General features: G+C 62.2%; 27 protein-coding genes. All 27 read right to left on the bottom strand.

What is annotated here, in order from left to right:
* Positions 1-64 precede the first annotated feature (64 nt).
* A complete protein-coding gene (locus LB577_RS28895) occupies positions 65-1,075 on the bottom strand; it encodes a DNA-directed RNA polymerase subunit alpha (protein ID WP_006205443.1) in 1,011 nt (336 codons plus the stop codon).
* Between the two features lie 100 nt (positions 1,076-1,175).
* The gene (gene rpsK, locus LB577_RS28900) at positions 1,176-1,565 is read right to left on the bottom strand and encodes a 30S ribosomal protein S11 (protein WP_006205444.1); all 390 of its coding nucleotides are present in this window, start codon (positions 1,563-1,565) and stop codon (positions 1,176-1,178) included.
* Between the two features lie 161 nt (positions 1,566-1,726).
* The gene (rpsM, locus tag LB577_RS28905; RefSeq protein ID WP_006205445.1) at positions 1,727-2,095 is read right to left on the bottom strand and encodes a 30S ribosomal protein S13; all 369 of its coding nucleotides are present in this window, start codon (positions 2,093-2,095) and stop codon (positions 1,727-1,729) included.
* A 206-nt stretch (positions 2,096-2,301) separates the two neighbouring features.
* Positions 2,302-2,910, bottom strand: a complete 609-nt coding sequence (locus tag LB577_RS28910; RefSeq protein ID WP_224689902.1) for an adenylate kinase — start codon at positions 2,908-2,910, stop codon at positions 2,302-2,304.
* On the bottom strand, positions 2,907-4,247 hold the full coding sequence (gene secY / locus LB577_RS28915) for a preprotein translocase subunit SecY (RefSeq protein ID WP_013895692.1): 1,341 nt from the start codon (positions 4,245-4,247) through the stop codon (positions 2,907-2,909). The genes LB577_RS28910 and secY overlap by 4 nt, the downstream gene beginning before the upstream one ends.
* A gap of 194 nt (positions 4,248-4,441) precedes the next feature.
* Positions 4,442-4,915: a 50S ribosomal protein L15 gene (gene rplO / locus LB577_RS28920; RefSeq protein ID WP_023768599.1), complete on the bottom strand. Its 474-nt coding sequence runs from the start codon at positions 4,913-4,915 to the stop codon at positions 4,442-4,444.
* Positions 4,916-4,937: 22 nt separating this feature from the next.
* Positions 4,938-5,135, bottom strand: coding sequence for a 50S ribosomal protein L30 (rpmD, locus tag LB577_RS28925; RefSeq protein ID WP_006205449.1), 198 nt, complete (start codon positions 5,133-5,135; stop codon positions 4,938-4,940).
* Positions 5,136-5,159: 24 nt separating this feature from the next.
* Positions 5,160-5,723, bottom strand: a complete 564-nt coding sequence (gene rpsE / locus LB577_RS28930) for a 30S ribosomal protein S5 (RefSeq protein WP_006333394.1) — start codon at positions 5,721-5,723, stop codon at positions 5,160-5,162.
* Between the two features lie 152 nt (positions 5,724-5,875).
* Positions 5,876-6,235 carry a 50S ribosomal protein L18 gene (gene rplR / locus LB577_RS28935; RefSeq protein WP_010909284.1) on the bottom strand — a complete coding sequence of 120 codons (360 nt, stop codon included), beginning with the start codon at positions 6,233-6,235 and terminating at the stop codon, positions 5,876-5,878.
* A gap of 141 nt (positions 6,236-6,376) precedes the next feature.
* Complete coding sequence (gene rplF, locus LB577_RS28940; protein WP_013895694.1) at positions 6,377-6,910, bottom strand: 50S ribosomal protein L6; 534 nt, start codon at positions 6,908-6,910, stop codon at positions 6,377-6,379.
* Between the two features lie 89 nt (positions 6,911-6,999).
* Positions 7,000-7,398, bottom strand: coding sequence for a 30S ribosomal protein S8 (gene rpsH / locus LB577_RS28945; RefSeq protein WP_006205453.1), 399 nt, complete (start codon positions 7,396-7,398; stop codon positions 7,000-7,002).
* Between the two features lie 12 nt (positions 7,399-7,410).
* Positions 7,411-7,716, bottom strand: coding sequence for a 30S ribosomal protein S14 (rpsN, locus tag LB577_RS28950; RefSeq protein WP_013895695.1), 306 nt, complete (start codon positions 7,714-7,716; stop codon positions 7,411-7,413).
* Between the two features lie 27 nt (positions 7,717-7,743).
* Positions 7,744-8,322 carry a 50S ribosomal protein L5 gene (rplE, locus tag LB577_RS28955; RefSeq protein ID WP_013895696.1) on the bottom strand — a complete coding sequence of 193 codons (579 nt, stop codon included), beginning with the start codon at positions 8,320-8,322 and terminating at the stop codon, positions 7,744-7,746.
* The gene (gene rplX, locus LB577_RS28960; protein WP_006205456.1) at positions 8,315-8,629 is read right to left on the bottom strand and encodes a 50S ribosomal protein L24; all 315 of its coding nucleotides are present in this window, start codon (positions 8,627-8,629) and stop codon (positions 8,315-8,317) included. Before rplX ends, rplE begins: the two co-directional genes overlap by 8 nt.
* A 12-nt stretch (positions 8,630-8,641) precedes the next feature.
* Positions 8,642-9,010, bottom strand: coding sequence for a 50S ribosomal protein L14 (gene rplN / locus LB577_RS28965; RefSeq protein ID WP_006205457.1), 369 nt, complete (start codon positions 9,008-9,010; stop codon positions 8,642-8,644).
* A gap of 85 nt (positions 9,011-9,095) precedes the next feature.
* Positions 9,096-9,335 (bottom strand): 30S ribosomal protein S17, encoded by a 240-nt coding sequence (gene rpsQ / locus LB577_RS28970; RefSeq protein WP_010909280.1) that lies wholly within the window; start codon positions 9,333-9,335, stop codon positions 9,096-9,098.
* Between the two features lie 11 nt (positions 9,336-9,346).
* Positions 9,347-9,547, bottom strand: coding sequence for a 50S ribosomal protein L29 (rpmC, locus tag LB577_RS28975; protein ID WP_006205459.1), 201 nt, complete (start codon positions 9,545-9,547; stop codon positions 9,347-9,349).
* Positions 9,548-9,560: 13 nt separating this feature from the next.
* On the bottom strand, positions 9,561-9,974 hold the full coding sequence (gene rplP / locus LB577_RS28980; protein WP_006205460.1) for a 50S ribosomal protein L16: 414 nt from the start codon (positions 9,972-9,974) through the stop codon (positions 9,561-9,563).
* Positions 9,975-10,001: 27 nt separating this feature from the next.
* A complete protein-coding gene (rpsC, locus tag LB577_RS28985) occupies positions 10,002-10,727 on the bottom strand; it encodes a 30S ribosomal protein S3 (protein ID WP_013895697.1) in 726 nt (241 codons plus the stop codon).
* A complete protein-coding gene (gene rplV / locus LB577_RS28990) occupies positions 10,727-11,116 on the bottom strand; it encodes a 50S ribosomal protein L22 (RefSeq protein ID WP_006205462.1) in 390 nt (129 codons plus the stop codon). The genes rpsC and rplV overlap by 1 nt, the downstream gene beginning before the upstream one ends.
* Positions 11,117-11,118: 2 nt before the next feature.
* A complete protein-coding gene (gene rpsS, locus LB577_RS28995) occupies positions 11,119-11,397 on the bottom strand; it encodes a 30S ribosomal protein S19 (protein WP_006205463.1) in 279 nt (92 codons plus the stop codon).
* A gap of 16 nt (positions 11,398-11,413) precedes the next feature.
* Positions 11,414-12,247, bottom strand: a complete 834-nt coding sequence (gene rplB, locus LB577_RS29000; RefSeq protein ID WP_013895698.1) for a 50S ribosomal protein L2 — start codon at positions 12,245-12,247, stop codon at positions 11,414-11,416.
* Positions 12,248-12,270: 23 nt separating this feature from the next.
* Positions 12,271-12,564, bottom strand: a complete 294-nt coding sequence (locus LB577_RS29005) for a 50S ribosomal protein L23 (RefSeq protein ID WP_010909275.1) — start codon at positions 12,562-12,564, stop codon at positions 12,271-12,273.
* Positions 12,561-13,181, bottom strand: a complete 621-nt coding sequence (gene rplD, locus LB577_RS29010) for a 50S ribosomal protein L4 (RefSeq protein ID WP_013895699.1) — start codon at positions 13,179-13,181, stop codon at positions 12,561-12,563. The genes LB577_RS29005 and rplD overlap by 4 nt, the downstream gene beginning before the upstream one ends.
* Positions 13,181-13,894 carry a 50S ribosomal protein L3 gene (gene rplC / locus LB577_RS29015; RefSeq protein ID WP_013895700.1) on the bottom strand — a complete coding sequence of 238 codons (714 nt, stop codon included), beginning with the start codon at positions 13,892-13,894 and terminating at the stop codon, positions 13,181-13,183. Before rplC ends, rplD begins: the two co-directional genes overlap by 1 nt.
* A gap of 61 nt (positions 13,895-13,955) precedes the next feature.
* Complete coding sequence (gene rpsJ, locus LB577_RS29020; protein ID WP_010909272.1) at positions 13,956-14,264, bottom strand: 30S ribosomal protein S10; 309 nt, start codon at positions 14,262-14,264, stop codon at positions 13,956-13,958.
* Between the two features lie 69 nt (positions 14,265-14,333).
* A partial coding sequence (locus LB577_RS29025) for an EF-Tu/IF-2/RF-3 family GTPase (RefSeq protein WP_263496250.1) occupies positions 14,334-14,999 on the bottom strand: 666 nt, incomplete at its 5' end.

The raw sequence follows: 14,999 nt of genomic DNA on the forward strand, positions 1-14,999 counted from the left end.
CTGATGGTTTTCCGCATGACCGTCGGATCGAGCGGCACACGCCGCCGATCCTTGGAATTCATGCTCAATATTGGTCTTCGTAACGCTTGGCGAGGTCTTCGATGTTTTCCGGCGGCCAGTCCGGCACTTCCATGCCGAGGTGCAGGCCCATCGCCGCGAGCACTTCCTTGATCTCGTTCAGCGACTTGCGGCCGAAGTTCGGGGTGCGCAGCATCTCGGCTTCGGTCTTCTGGATGAGATCGCCGATGTAGACGATGTTGTCGTTCTTCAGGCAGTTGGCCGAACGCACGGAAAGCTCGAGTTCGTCGACCTTCTTGAGCAGCGCCGGGTTGAAGGCGAGCTCGGTGACGGCTTCCGCCGCGACTTCCTTCTGCGGCTCGTCGAAGTTGACGAACAGGCCGAGCTGGTCCTGCAGAATGCGAGCGGCGAACGCCACTGCGTCCTCGCCCGAGATCGAACCGTCCGTCTCTATGGTCATGGTCAGCTTGTCATAGTCGAGAACCTGGCCCTCGCGCGTGTTCTCGACCTTGTAGGAGACCTTCTTCACCGGCGAATACAGGCTGTCGACCGGGATCAGGCCGATCGGCGCATCCTCGGCGCGGTTGCGCTCCGCCGGTACGTAACCCTTGCCGGTGTCGACGGTGAATTCCATGCGGATTTCAGCGCCTTCGTCCAGCGTGCAGATGACGTGGTCGGGGTTGAGGATCTCGACGTCGCCAACCGTTTGGATGTCGCCGGCGAGAACCGCGCCTGGGCCCTGCTTGCGCACGACCATGCGCTTGGGTCCATCGCCTTCCATGCGGATGGCGATTTCCTTGATGTTCAAGACGATGTCGGTCACGTCCTCGCGCACGCCGGCGATGGACGAGAATTCATGCAGGACACCGTCGATCTGCACGGCGGTGACGGCCGCACCGCGCAGCGAAGACAGAAGCACGCGGCGCAGCGCGTTGCCGAGCGTGAGGCCAAAGCCGCGCTCGAGCGGCTCGGCGACCAGCGTGGTCAGCGTCTTCTTCTTCGACGAGAACTCGATCTTGTTCGGCTTGATCAGTTCCTGCCAATTTTTCTGGATCATGATGCTTTCCTTCCGTTGACCCGCCACCATCCAATCGTGGCGGGCGACCTGGAATACCGTGGAGGAACGCCTTTCGGCGTTCGCACGGCGTTCAATAATGTTAGACGCGGCGCTTCTTGCGCGGGCGGCAGCCATTGTGCGGGATCGGCGTCACATCACGAATCGAGGTGATGGTGAAGCCGGCCGCCTGCAGGGCACGCAGCGCCGATTCGCGGCCCGAGCCAGGTCCGCAGACCTCGACTTCGAGCATGCGCATGCCGTGTTCCTGGGCCTTCTTGGCAACGTCCTCGGCCGCCATCTGGGCGGCGAACGGGGTCGACTTGCGCGACCCCTTGAAGCCCTGGGCACCGGCCGACGACCAGGCGATTGAATTGCCCTGCGCGTCTGTGATGGTGATCATCGTGTTGTTGAAGGTCGAATTGACGTGGGCAACGCCCGACGAGATATTCTTGCGTTCGCGACGGCGAACACGAGCGGCTTCCTTGGCCATGATAGTCCTTTCAGTTGATCTCTACACCGCCGTAATGCCAGCGGCTCCACCTTCGTAAGGGAGTAGGGGAATAGGGCAGTAAGGGAGCAGGGGAAAGTGCGACCCGATCTGCGGGCATTCCCTACTGCCTTACTCCCCTACTCCCTTATTCCCCTAAAAAACTACTTCTTCTTGCCGGCGATCGACTTGGCCGGGCCCTTGCGGGTGCGTGCATTGGTGTGGGTGCGCTGGCCGCGAACCGGCAGCGAGCGGCGGTGACGCAGGCCGCGGTAGCAGCCGAGGTCCATGAGCCGCTTGATGTTCATCGACACTTCGCGGCGCAGGTCGCCTTCGACCTGGTAGTCGCGGTCGATGGTCTCACGGATCTGCAGCACTTCCGCGTCGGTGAGCTGGTTGACGCGGCGCTCCGCCGGGATGCCGACCTTGTCGACGATCTCCTGGGCGAACTTCTTGCCAATGCCGTGAATGTACTGAAGCGCGATGACGACGCGCTTGTTGGTCGGAATGTTGACGCCGGCTATACGAGCCATGTTCTTCTCTTCTCCATGTGGGCCGGCCAACCCTCAAAAAGGCAGGTCCGACGCTGTCAAAGTTGCCCCGCGTCCGGTGGAGGCCGGCCCATGCGGGAGTTTCCAGTTCAAAGCGGCTGCCTTGCCCTTGCGGACAAGCAAAGCCCATGCCTGATAGGAAGACGGGCCGCCATACCGCAGCGAACCGCTCCCGTCAAGCGCAATCGTTAATTTACCGACTCCGCCCCTTGAGCGGTCGCCGCGAGCACGGCTTCGATCTCGGCGGTCACCGCGTCGATGCTGGCCATTCCGTCGACAGTCTTGAGCCTGCCCTTGGCGTAGTAGTAGCCGGTCAGCGGTGCGGTCTTCTTGTAGTACTCACGCAGGCGCTCTTCGAACACCGCGGGATTGTCGTCCTTGCGCACCGGCTGGCCGGCTGCCTTGGCATCCTCGGCGCGCTTGACGATGCGGCCGACCAGGGCCCTGTCGTCGACGACCAGTTCGATGACCGTATCGAGGCCGATGCCACGCTCGGCAAGCATCTGCTCGACCGCATCGGCCTGCACCAGCGTGCGCGGGTAGCCGTCGAGGATGAAGCCCTTGGCGCAGTCGGCCTGGTCGATCCGCTCGGCAACAATGGCGTTGACGATGGCATCGGACACCAGTTCACCGGCATCCATCACCGCCTTGGCACGCTTGCCGACTTCGGTGCCGGCTTGAACGGCGGCACGCAGCATGTCGCCCGTCGAAAGCTGGGGTATGCCGTGTTTCTCTACCAGTCTTTGTGCTTGTGTCCCCTTGCCCGCTCCTGGCGGCCCAAGCAAAATCAACCTCATCTGGCTTTCTTCCCCCCGCGCAGCTTCGACTTCTTGATCAGGCCTTCATACTGGTGCGCGATCAGGTGGCCCTGAATCTGCGCAACCGTATCGAGCGTGACACTGACCACGATCAGAAGCGATGTGCCACCAAGGTAGAATGGTACGCCAGTCGCCGAGATCAGGAACTCCGGCAGCAGGCACACCAGCACCAGATAGATGGCGCCGACGACGGTGATGCGGGTGAGAACGTAATCGATGTAATCGGCGGTGCGCTCGCCCGGACGATAGCCCGGGATGAAGCCCGAATGCTTCTTGAGCTGGTCGGCGGTGTCCTTCGGGTTGAAGACAATCGCTGTGTAGAAGAAGGCGAAGAACACGATCATCGCCGCGTAGAACGCCATGTAGAGCGGCTGGCCGTGGCCGAGCGAGGCCAGGATGGTGCTGGCCCAGGCCGGCATGTTGGTCGTCTGCGAGAAGCCGGCGATGGTGGCCGGCAGCAACAGCAGCGACGAGGCGAAGATCGGGGGGATGACGCCCGACGTGTTGAGCTTGAGCGGCAGGTGCGAAGTATCGCCCTGGAACATGCGATTGCCGACCTGGCGCTTCGGATACTGGATCAGCAGACGCCGCTGGGCGCGCTCGAAGAACACGATCAGCGCGATGACGACGATGGCCAGCACGATGATCGCCAGGATCAGGCCGGTCGACAAGGCGCCGGTGCGGCCGAGTTCCAGCGTGCCGGAGATGGCGTGCGGCAGGCCGGCGACGATGCCCGAGAAGATGATCAGCGAAATGCCGTTGCCGATGCCGCGCGCGGTGATCTGCTCACCGAGCCACATCAGGAACATGGTGCCGCCGACCAGGGTGACGACGGTCGAGATGCGGAAGAACATGCCGGGATCGCTGACGATGCCGTTGCCGTTCTCCAGCCCGACCGAAATGCCATAGGCCTGAACCAGCGCGAGCAACACGGTGCCGTAGCGCGTGTACTGGTTGATGACCTTGCGGCCCTGCTCGCCTTCCTTCTTCAGCGCTTCCAGCGAAGGGATGACCGAGGTCATCAGCTGCATGATGATGGAGGCGGAGATGTAGGGCATGATGCCGAGCGCGAAGATCGCCATACGCTGCACGGCGCCGCCGGCGAACATGTTGAACATGCCGAGCACGCCCTTGCTCTGCGAGGAGAAGGCCTGGGCGAAGGCGTCGGGATTGATGCCGGGAAGCGGAATGTAGGTGCCGAGGCGGTAGACGAGCAGCGCGCCGATGGTGAACCAGATGCGTTTCTTCAGGTCCTCCGCCTTGGCGAAGGCCGAGAAATTCAGATTCGAGGCTAATTGTTCAGCAGCCGAAGCCATGCCTGATTCTCCGCTTGGTAACGCTTGATGGCCCGTGAGGTCAGGCGGTGCGTTTCACCGAAGCTCACGAGATAAGCTCCGGGCTCTAAACATGCAAGCGGCCGCGTTGACGCGGCCGCTTAATTGAGCAGATCAAAGCGCGACCGTGGGCAAAAACGGGATCCCATTCTTGCCGGTCGCGCTTCAAATTGCCGTTACTCCGCGGCTGCCTTTTCCGGCAGCTTGACCGAGCCGCCAGCCTTTTCGATCTTCTCGATCGCGGCCTTGGAGGCACCGGCGACGTCAAAGGCGAGCTTCGCCTTGATCTCGCCGTCCGAAAGGATGCGCACGCCGTCCTTGACGCGACGAATGACGCCGGCGGCAACCAGCGATTCAGCCGTCACGGTTGCCTTGGCATCGAGCTTCTTGGCATCGATGGCCACCTGGATGCGGGCCAGCGAGACGACGGTGAAGCTCTTGGCGAAGATGTTGTTGAAGCCACGCTTCGGCAGGCGCCGGTAAAGCGGCATCTGGCCACCCTCGAAGCCGTTGACGGCGACGCCGGAGCGCGCCTTCTGGCCCTTGACGCCGCGACCGGCGGTCTTGCCCGAGCCGGAACCGATGCCACGGCCGAGACGCTTCTTGGAGTGCGTCGCGCCGTCCTTGTCACGCAGATCGTTGAGTTTCATCTGGGTTCTCCTGCGCTTTGGCTCAGCCCTCGTCCACGACGCGGACGAGATGCTGAACGGCAGCGATCATGCCGCGCACGGAAGGCGTATCTTCCAGAGTGCGCTGCTTGTGCATCTTGTTGAGGCCGAGGCCGACCAGCGTCGCGCGCTGTTCCTTCGGGCGGCGGATCGGCGAACCGATCTGCTCAACGGTGATGGTCTTGGTTGCTTTCTTGGCCATGGTCAAAATCCCTGGTCAGATCGACTATTCTTCAGCCGCAACGGCGGTGCCGCGGCGGGCCTGAAGGGTCGAATACTTGATGCCGCGCGCGGCAGCCACATCCTTGGGATGCATCTGGCTCTTCAGCGCGTCGAAGGTGGCACGAACCATGTTGTAGGGGTTCGACGAACCCATCGACTTGGCGACCACGTCATGCATGCCGAGCGTCTCGAAGACGGCGCGCATCGGGCCGCCGGCGATGATGCCGGTACCCTGCTTGGCAGCGCGCAGCAGAACGCGTCCGGCGCCCCAGCGTCCCTCGACGTCGTGGTGCAGCGTGCGGCCCGAGCGCAGCGGCACGAAGATCATGTCGCGCTTGGCCGATTCGGTTGCCTTGCGGATGGCTTCCGGCACTTCGCGTGCCTTGCCGTGACCGAAGCCGACGCGGCCCTTCTGGTCGCCGACGACGACGAGCGCGGCGAAGCCGAAGCGGCGGCCACCCTTGACGACCTTGGCGACGCGGTTGATGTGGACCAGCTTGTCCACCATGCCGTCATCGCGTTCTTCACGATCGCGGCCGCGGCCGCCATCCCTACGTTCCTGTGCCATATCCTGTTCCTTGTTTTTTTCCGGAAGCACGGTTGATGATAAGATCCGGTGCCTCGTCCCGAATAAATCGGGAAACCGTCACCGGGAGCGAAAGCTATTTTTTCCTTCGCATAATCTCTATCCGAAAAGTCTGCAACTTTTCGGGATCATGCTTAGAAGCTCAAGCCACCTTCGCGGGCAGCTTCGGCCAGCGCCTTGACGCGGCCATGATAGATGTACGGGCCACGGTCGAAGACGACTTCCTTGACGCCGGCCTTGGTGGCGCGCTCGGCGATCAGCTTGCCGATCGCGGCGGCGGCGGCGGTGTCGGCGCCGGTCTTGAGCGAACCCTTGAGGTCCTTCTCGAGCGTCGAGGCGGCAGCGATGGTGTGGCCCTTGGCGTCGTCGATCACCTGGACATAGATGTTCTTCGAGGTGCGGTGAACCGACAGACGCGGACGCTCGCCGGCGACCTTCCTGATCTGGCGGCGAACGCGCTGCGCACGGCGCTGCGTGGATTCCTTGGTACCCATAATGGTCTTCCTTGCCTTCAAAAAAACGGGGGCCGCCATGTGCGGTAGGCGAAAGCGCCTCCCGCGACCGCTCCCCGCGGCGTTGCACTTCTTCAGCTTGGCCCTTTCCGAAAAGTCTTCAACCTTTCGGGGCCAAGCCCACTACTTCTTCTTGCCTTCCTTACGGACGATCTTCTCGCCAGCGTAGCGGACGCCCTTGCCCTTGTAGGGCTCGGGGCCGCGGTATTCGCGGATCTCGGCGGCCACCTGGCCGACCTGCTGCTTGTCGATGCCGGCCACGGTGATTTCCGTCGGCTTCGGCACCGTGATGGTGATGCCAGCCGGCGTCTCGTAGACGACGTCATGGCTGAAGCCAAGTGCCAGCTGCAGGTTCTTGCCCTGAAGTGCGGCACGATAGCCGACGCCGGTGATCTCGAGCTTCTTCTCGAAGCCGTCCTTCACGCCCTGCAGGATGTTGACGATCTGCGTGCGCGACATGCCCCACTTGGAGCGGGCCGTCTTGGTCTGGTCGCGCGGCTGGACAGCAATCTCGCTGCCTTCCATCTTGACCAGGACTTCGTCGTTCACCACGAACTTCAGCTCGCCCTTGGGGCCCTTCGCCGTCACGGTCTGGCCGTTGACGGTCGCGGTCACGCCCTGCGGCAGCGAAACGGGTTTCTTTCCAATACGAGACATTTTGTTGTCCTCGTCACTTCTCTTGTTTCAGGTCTCTGTCTTCGGAAACGATCCGAAGACCGGATTCCACTTTGCGGTCAGCTGCCAGATCAGAAGATCTGGCAGAGGATCTCACCGCCGACGTTCTGTTCGCGTGCTTCGTGGTCGGCCATCACGCCCTTCGGTGTCGAAAGGATGGCGATGCCGAGGCCGTTGGCGACGTGCGGGATCGACTTGGCCGAAACGTAAACGCGGCGGCCCGGCTTCGAGACGCGGGCGATTTCACGCACGACCGGCGCGCCGTCGAAATACTTCAGTTCGATCTCGATTTCGGACTTGCCGTTGTCGAAGTCGGTCTGGCTGTAATCGCGGATATAGCCTTCAGCCTTCAGCACGTCGAGGACGCGGGTGCGCAGACGCGAAGCCGGCGTCGAGACACTCGACTTCTTGCGGCCGTAGGCGTTGCGGATGCGGGTCAGCATATCGCCGAGAGGATCGCTCAATGACATGTTATGTCCTCCTTACCAGCTCGACTTGACCAGGCCCGGGATCTGGCCGTTATTGCCGAGATCACGAAGCGCGATGCGCGATACTTTGAGCTTGCGATAGTAGGCACGCGGGCGGCCGGTGACTTCGCAGCGGTTGCGGATGCGGATCTTGGCCGAGTTGCGCGGCATGGCGGCAAGCTTGAGCTGAGCGCGGAAGCGCTCTTCCATCGGCTTGGACTGATCCATGATGATCGCCTTCAGGGCAGCCCGCTTGGGACCGTACTGGTCGGCAAGCTTGCGGCGCCTGTTGTTCTTCTCGACTGAGCTGGTCTTTGCCATTTCAGATTTTTCCTTTTCTCGCTGCCGTTACTGGCGGAAGGGGAAGTTGAAGGCCTTGAGCAATGCCCTGGCTTCGTCGTCCGTCTTCGCAGTCGTACAAACGATGACGTCCATGCCCCAGATCTGATCAACCTTGTCGTAGTTGATCTCCGGAAACACGATGTGTTCCTTGATGCCCATGGCGTAGTTGCCACGGCCATCGAAGCTCTTCGGATTCAGTCCGCGAAAGTCGCGGACGCGCGGCAGCGCGATGTTCACGAGGCGGTCGAGGAACTCGTACATGCGTTCCTTGCGCAGCGTGACCTTGGCGCCGATCGGCATGTTCTCGCGGACCTTGAAGCCGGCGATCGAATTGCGGGCGCGGGTGACGACGGCCTTCTGACCGGCGATCATCGCCAGGTCTTCGGCGGCAACCGAAGGCTTCTTCGAATCGGCGGTTGCTTCACCGACGCCCATGTTCAGCACGATCTTGTCGAGGCGCGGAACCTGCATGTCGTTGTCGTAGCCGAACTGCTCCTGCAGCGCCTTGCGGATGGTCTCGTTGTAGACCTGCTTGAGGCGCGGCGTGTTGGTGGCAGTCGCCTGCTTGCTTTGTGCCTTAGCCATTGATGACTTCTCCCGAGCGCTTGGCGACGCGCACCTTCTTGCCGTCCTTCTGGAAGATGAAACCGACGCGGGTCGGCTTGCCATCCTTGGGGTCGGCCAGCGCGATGTTCGACAGCTGGATCGGCGCTTCCTTGGTGATGATCCCGCCCTCTTGGGACTGGGACTGCTTCTGGTGACGACGGATCATGTTGACGCCGCGCACCAGCGCGGTGTCATCCTTCGGCTGGACCGAGAGGACTTCGCCCGAACGGCCCTTGTCCTTGCCGGCCAGAACGACGACCTTGTCGCCTTTTCTAATCTTTTGCATTGGTCCGGCTCCTTACAGCACTTCAGGCGCGAGCGAGATGATCTTCATGTGGTTCTTGGCGCGGAGTTCGCGCGGAACCGGTCCGAAGATACGCGTGCCGATCGGCTCTTTCTTGTTGTCGACGAGAACGGCCGCGTTCTTGTCGAAACGGATCACGCTGCCGTCCGGGCGGCGGATGTCCTTGGCCGTGCGAACCACGACCGCCTTCATCACATCGCCCTTCTTAACGCGGCCGCGCGGAATGGCTTCCTTGATCGACACCACGATGATGTCGCCCACGGAAGCGTATTTCCGCTTCGAGCCGCCCAGCACCTTGATGCACATGACACGACGCGCGCCGGAATTATCCGCCACGTCGAGGTTTGTTTGCATCTGAATCATGACTGGCCGCCTTCTTCTTTTCTAACGGGACGGGCCTCAAAGCCCCTCCCCGGTCTGTCCAAAATTCGTTGTTTACGCCCAGAGGTCAGGCTTGGTCCGAAGACACGACGATCCAGCGCTTGTCCTTGGAAATCGGCTTCGATTCCTGGATGAACACCTGATCGCCAACCTTGTGGGCGTTGTTCTCGTCGTGCGCCTTGTACTTCTTGGTCATGCGCACGGTCTTCTTCATCACGGGATGCGTGAAGCGCCGTTCGACCTTGACGACAACCGTCTTCTCGTTCTTGTCGCTGACGACGGTGCCCTGCAGAATGCGCTTTGGCATGGTTTTCGTCCTTAAGCCTTCTTGGCCGCGGACTTTTCCGCAGCGATGGTCTTGATACGCGCAATATCCTTACGGACCTGCCTCACGCGCGCGGTCTTCTCGAGCTGGCCGGTGGCCTTCTGGAAGCGCAGGTTGAACTGCTCCTTCTTCAGGCTGGCCAGGTCGTCGGTCAGTTGGTCCTGGGTCTTGGTCCGGATGTCTTCGGCTTTCATGATCAGCCCGTCCTTATTCTGCGATGCGCTGTACGAAGCGCGTCCTGACCGAGAGCTTGGCCGCGCCGAGACGCAGCGCCTCACGGGCGGTTTCTTCATTGACGCCGTCGATCTCGAACATGATGCGGCCCGGCTTGACGCGCGCCGCCCAGTAGTCGACCGCGCCCTTGCCCTTGCCCATGCGGACTTCGGTCGGCTTCGAGGTGACCGGCACGTCCGGGAAAATACGGATCCAGACGCGGCCAGCGCGCTTCATTTCACGAGTGATCGCGCGGCGGGCCGCCTCGATCTCACGCGCGGTGACGCGGTTCGGCTCAAGCGCCTTCAGCCCGAAACCACCGAAATCCAGGTTGGTGCCGCCCTTTGCGGTACCATGGATACGGCCCTTGAACTGCTTGCGGAACTTTGTGCGCTTTGGCTGCAGCATCGTTCTAACTCCAAATTCCTAAATGTCTCAGGCGTTTTCGCGACGACGACCGCGTTCGCGATCACCACCACCGCCATGCGCAGCATCACCCTCGGTCGCGCGACGTTCCGAAGCCATCGGGTCGTGCTCGAGGATCTCGCCCTTGAATACCCAGACCTTGACGCCGCAGATACCGTACGCGGTGTTCGCCTCGGCCGTGCCGTAGTCGACATCGGCGCGCAGCGTATGCAGCGGCACGCGGCCTTCGCGGTACCATTCCATGCGCGCGATCTCGGCACCGCCGAGACGGCCGGCGCAGTTGATGCGGATGCCTTCGGCACCGAGGCGCATCGCCGACTGAACGGCACGCTTCATGGCGCGGCGGAACGCAATACGACGCTCGAGCTGCTGGGCGATCGACTGGGCGACCAGGGTCGCGTCGATTTCCGGCTTGCGCACTTCGACGATGTTAAGGTGCGTCTCGGACTTCGTCATCTCCATCAGCTTCTTGCGAAGCTTCTCGATGTCGGCGCCCTTCTTGCCGATGATCAGACCCGGGCGCGCGGCATGGATGGTGACGCGGCACTTCTTGTGCGGGCGCTCGATCACGACCTTGGAGATCGCGGCCTGCTTGAGTTCCTTCTCAAGATACTTGCGGATCTTGATGTCCTCATGCAGCAGCTTGCCGTACTCGCCGGTGTTCGCGAACCAGCGCGAATCCCAGGTGCGGTTGATGCCGAGGCGAAGACCGATCGGATTGACTTTCTGGCCCATTATGCGGCCTCCCCTTTTTCTTCGACTTCACGAACGACGATCGTGAGGTGCGAGAACGGCTTCTCGATACGGCTGGCGCGACCACGGCCACGAGCGTGGAACCGCTTCATGACAATCGACTTGCCGACATAGGCTTCCGCCACGATCAGCGCATCGACGTCCAGGTCGTGGTTGTTTTCCGCGTTGGCAATCGCCGATTCCAACGTCTTCTTGACCGTGCCGGAAATCCGCTTGGCCGAGAATTCGAGATCGGAAAGCGCTGTCGCGACCTTCTTGCCGCGGATCAGCGCGGCAACCAGGTTCAGCTTCTGCGGGCTGATACGGATCGTGCGCAATACGGCGCGCGCTTCGTTGTCAGCAAGCCTGCGCGGAGCTTTGGCCTTGCCCATGATTATTTCCTCTTCGCCTTCTTATCCGCGCCGTGACCGTAATAGGTCCGGGTCGGAGCGAATTCACCGAACTTATGACCGACCATGTCCTCGTTCACCGAAACGGGAACATGCTTCTGGCCGTTGTAGACACCGAAGGTGAAGCCGACGAACTGCGGCAGGATGGTGGAGCGACGGCTCCACATCTTGATCACCTCATTGCGACCACCTTCACGAACCTTGTCCACCTTCTTGAGAAGGTAGCCGTCGATGAAGGGGCCTTTCCAAATAGAACGAGTCACTTGGCGTTACCTCTTCTTAGCTCTTGCGCTGATGGCGCGAGCGCAGGATGAACTTGTCGGTCGCCTTGTTGGACCGCGTCTTCTTGCCCTTGGTCGGCTTGCCCCACGGGCTGACCGGATGACGGCCACCGGAGGTGCGGCCTTCACCACCGCCATGCGGGTGGTCGACCGGGTTCATGGTCACGCCGCGATTGTGCGGACGCTTGCCGCGCCAAACCGTGCGGCCGGCCTTGCCGTCGTTGATGTTGCCGTGATCCGGGTTGGACACGGCACCGACGGTGGCCATGCAGGAGCCGTGAACGACACGCTGCTCACCCGAATTGAGGCGCAGGATCGCCATGCCCTGGTCGCGGCCGACGAGCTGGGCGTAACCGCCAGCCGAACGGGCGACCTGAGCGCCCTTGCCCGGCTTCAGCTCGATGTTGTGGACGATCGTGCCGACCGGCATCGAGGCCAGCGGCATCGCATTGCCCGGCTTCACGTCGACCGCTTCGCCGGCCACGATCTTGTCGCCGGCGGCAAGGCGCTGCGGGGCGATGATGTAGGACAGCTCGCCATCGTCGTACTTGATCAGCGCGATGAAGGCGGTGCGGTTCGGATCGTATTCAATGCGCTCGACCGTACCGACGACGTCGAACTTGCGGCGCTTGAAGTCGATGATGCGGTACGAACGCTTGTGACCACCGCCGATGAAGCGGGCGGTGATGCGGCCGTGATTGTTGCGGCCGCCCGACTTGGTCAGGCCCTCGGTCAGGCCCTTGACGGGCTTGCCCTTGTAGAGGCCCGAGCGGTCGACGATGACCAGCTGGCGGGTGCTCGGCGTTACCGGGTTGAATTTTTTCAGTGCCATTGTTGTTGTCCTCGCGGCCTTGCTCAGAGACCCGTCGCGACGTCGATCGACTGGCCATCGGCCAGCGTCACAATCGCCTTCTTGACGTCGCTCTGGCGGCCGATCGTGCCGCGGAAGCGCTTGATCTTGCCCTTACGGACAAGCGTGTTCACGGCCATCACCTTGACGCCGAACAGCGCTTCGACGGCGGCCTTGATTTCCGGCTTCGACGCCTTCTTGGCGACGTTGAAGACGACCTGGTTCTGCTCGGAAGCCATGGTCGACTTTTCGGTGATCGCCGGGCTGACGATCACGTCGTAGTGACGAAGGTCGGTCATTTAAAGCGCTCCTCGAGAGCCTCGACGGCGGCCTTCGAAAGGACCAGCGTGCCGCGGCGCAGAATGTCGTAGACGTTGATGCCCTGGATGGGCAGCACGTCGATGTTGGGAATGTTGGTCGCGGCCAGCTTGAAGTTCTGGTCAAGCTCGGCGCCACCAATCACCAGGGCGTTGCTCAGGCCCAGCGTCGCGAAATTCGCGATCAGCGCCTTCGTCTTGGCCTCGGTCAGCTTCAGCTCGTCGATGATGATGATCGACGCGCTCTTGGCCTTGGCCGAGAGAGCATGCTTGAGGCCGAGCGCGCGGACCTTCTTCGGCAGGTCGTGCTCGTGGCTGCGGACGACCGGGCCATGGGCCTTGCCACCGCCGCGGAACTGCGGAGCGCGTGCCGAATGGTGACGGGCGCGGCCCGTACCCTTCTGCTTGTACATCTTGGCGCCGGTGCGCGCGATTTCGGCGCGGCCCTTGGCCTTGTGCGTGCCCTGCTGCTTCTTGGCAAGCTGCCAGCGCACGACGCGCTGCAGGATGTCCTCGCGGGGATCAAGGCCGAAAATCTCCTCGGAGAGTTTCACCTTGCCGGCGTCCTTGCCGCCCAGCGTTGTGATCTTGAGATCCATTATTCCGCTCCCTCTGTGGCCGGAGCCTCGTTCTTAGCAACGGCACGGATCGCGGCGGGCTTCGGCGCATTGGCCGGCAGCGCCACCTTGGCCGCATCGCGGACCAGGATCCATGCGCCCTTCGATCCGGGAACCGCACCGCGGATCAGGATCAGGCCGCGATCGGCGTCGGTCGAGACGATCTCGACATTCTGCGTGGTGACGCGGGTGTCGCCCATGTGGCCAGCCATATGCTTGCCCTTGAACACCTTGCCCGGGTCCTGACGCTGACCGGTCGAACCGTGCGTACGGTGCGAAACCGAGTTACCGTGCGTCGCGCGGCCACCACCCATGTGGTGGCGCTTGATGACGCCCTGGAAACCCTTGCCGATCGTCGTGCCCGTCACATCGACCTTCTGGCCGGCGACGAAGTGCTCGACGGTGATCTCGGCGCCAACATCGATCATGTTGTCGGCGGAGACGCGGAACTCGGCGACCTTAGCCTTCGGCTCGACGGAAGCGGTCGCGAAATGGCCGCGCAGCGCCTTCGACGTGTTCTTCACCTTGGCGAGGCCAACGCCGAGCTGAACGGCGGTGTAGCCATTCTTCTCCTGCGTGCGCTGCGCCACGACCTGGCAGTTCTCCATCTGGAGAACGGTGACGGGAACATGTTCCCCGGCATCGTTGTAGATGCGGGTCATTCCCACCTTCTTTGCAATCACACCTGAACGCATCGGTTCAATTCCTTTAGAGTTCCGGGCCAGGGGCACCGCCCCTTACCGCGCTCTCATTCCCTTAGAGCTTGATCTCGACGTCGACGCCGGCGGCCAGATCGAGCTTCATCAAAGCATCGACGGTCTGCGGGGTCGGATCGACGATGTCGAGCAGACGCTTGTGCGTGCGCATCTCGAACTGCTCGCGGCTCTTCTTGTCGACGTGAGGCGACCGGTTGACCGTGAACTTTTCGATCCGCGTCGGCAGCGGAATGGGGCCGCGGACGTTTGCACCGGTACGCTTGGCCGTCGACACGATTTCCTTCGTCGAGGCGTCGAGCACGCGGTGATCAAACGCCTTCAGGCGGATGCGGATATTCTGTCCGTTCATGCGTCACTTCCTTGTTCTGGCGCGGCGCGGGCAACTCCCGCGCCCGCGACAGATCGGTTTAAGTCCAAATTACTCTTTGATGGTGACGACGATGCCGGCACCGACGGTGCGGCCGCCTTCACGGATGGCGAAGCGCAGCTTCTCTTCCATGGCGATCGGCACGATCAGCTCGACATCGACCGTGATGTTGTCGCCGGGCATCACCATCTCGGTGCCTTCCGGCAGCGACACGATGCCGGTCACGTCCGTGGTGCGGAAGTAGAACTGCGGACGGTAGTTGGTGAAGAACGGCGTGTGGCGGCCACCTTCGTCCTTGGTCAGGATGTAGGCTTCGGCCACGAACTTCTTGTGCGGCTTCACCGTGCCCGGCTTGGCCAGAACCTGGCCACGCTCGACACCTTCACGGTCAACGCCGCGCAAGAGCGCGCCGATGTTGTCGCCGGCCTGGCCCTGGTCGAGCAGCTTGCGGAACATTTCGACGCCCGTGCAGGTCGTCTTGGTCGTCGGACGGATGCCGATGATTTCCAGCTCCTCGCCGACCTTGACCACGCCGCGCTCGACGCGGCCGGTCACCACCGTGCCACGGCCCGAGATCGAGAACACATCCTCGATCGGCATCAGGAACGGCTTGTCGAGCGGACGAACCGGGGTCGGGATGTAGGCGTCGACCTGAGCCATCAGCTCGCGGATCGCGTCCTCGCCGATGGTCTTGTTCGAATCTTCAAGGGCGGCCAG

Source organism: Mesorhizobium sp. B283B1A, from assembly GCF_020165735.1.
GTDB lineage: Bacteria > Pseudomonadota > Alphaproteobacteria > Rhizobiales > Rhizobiaceae > Mesorhizobium > Mesorhizobium opportunistum.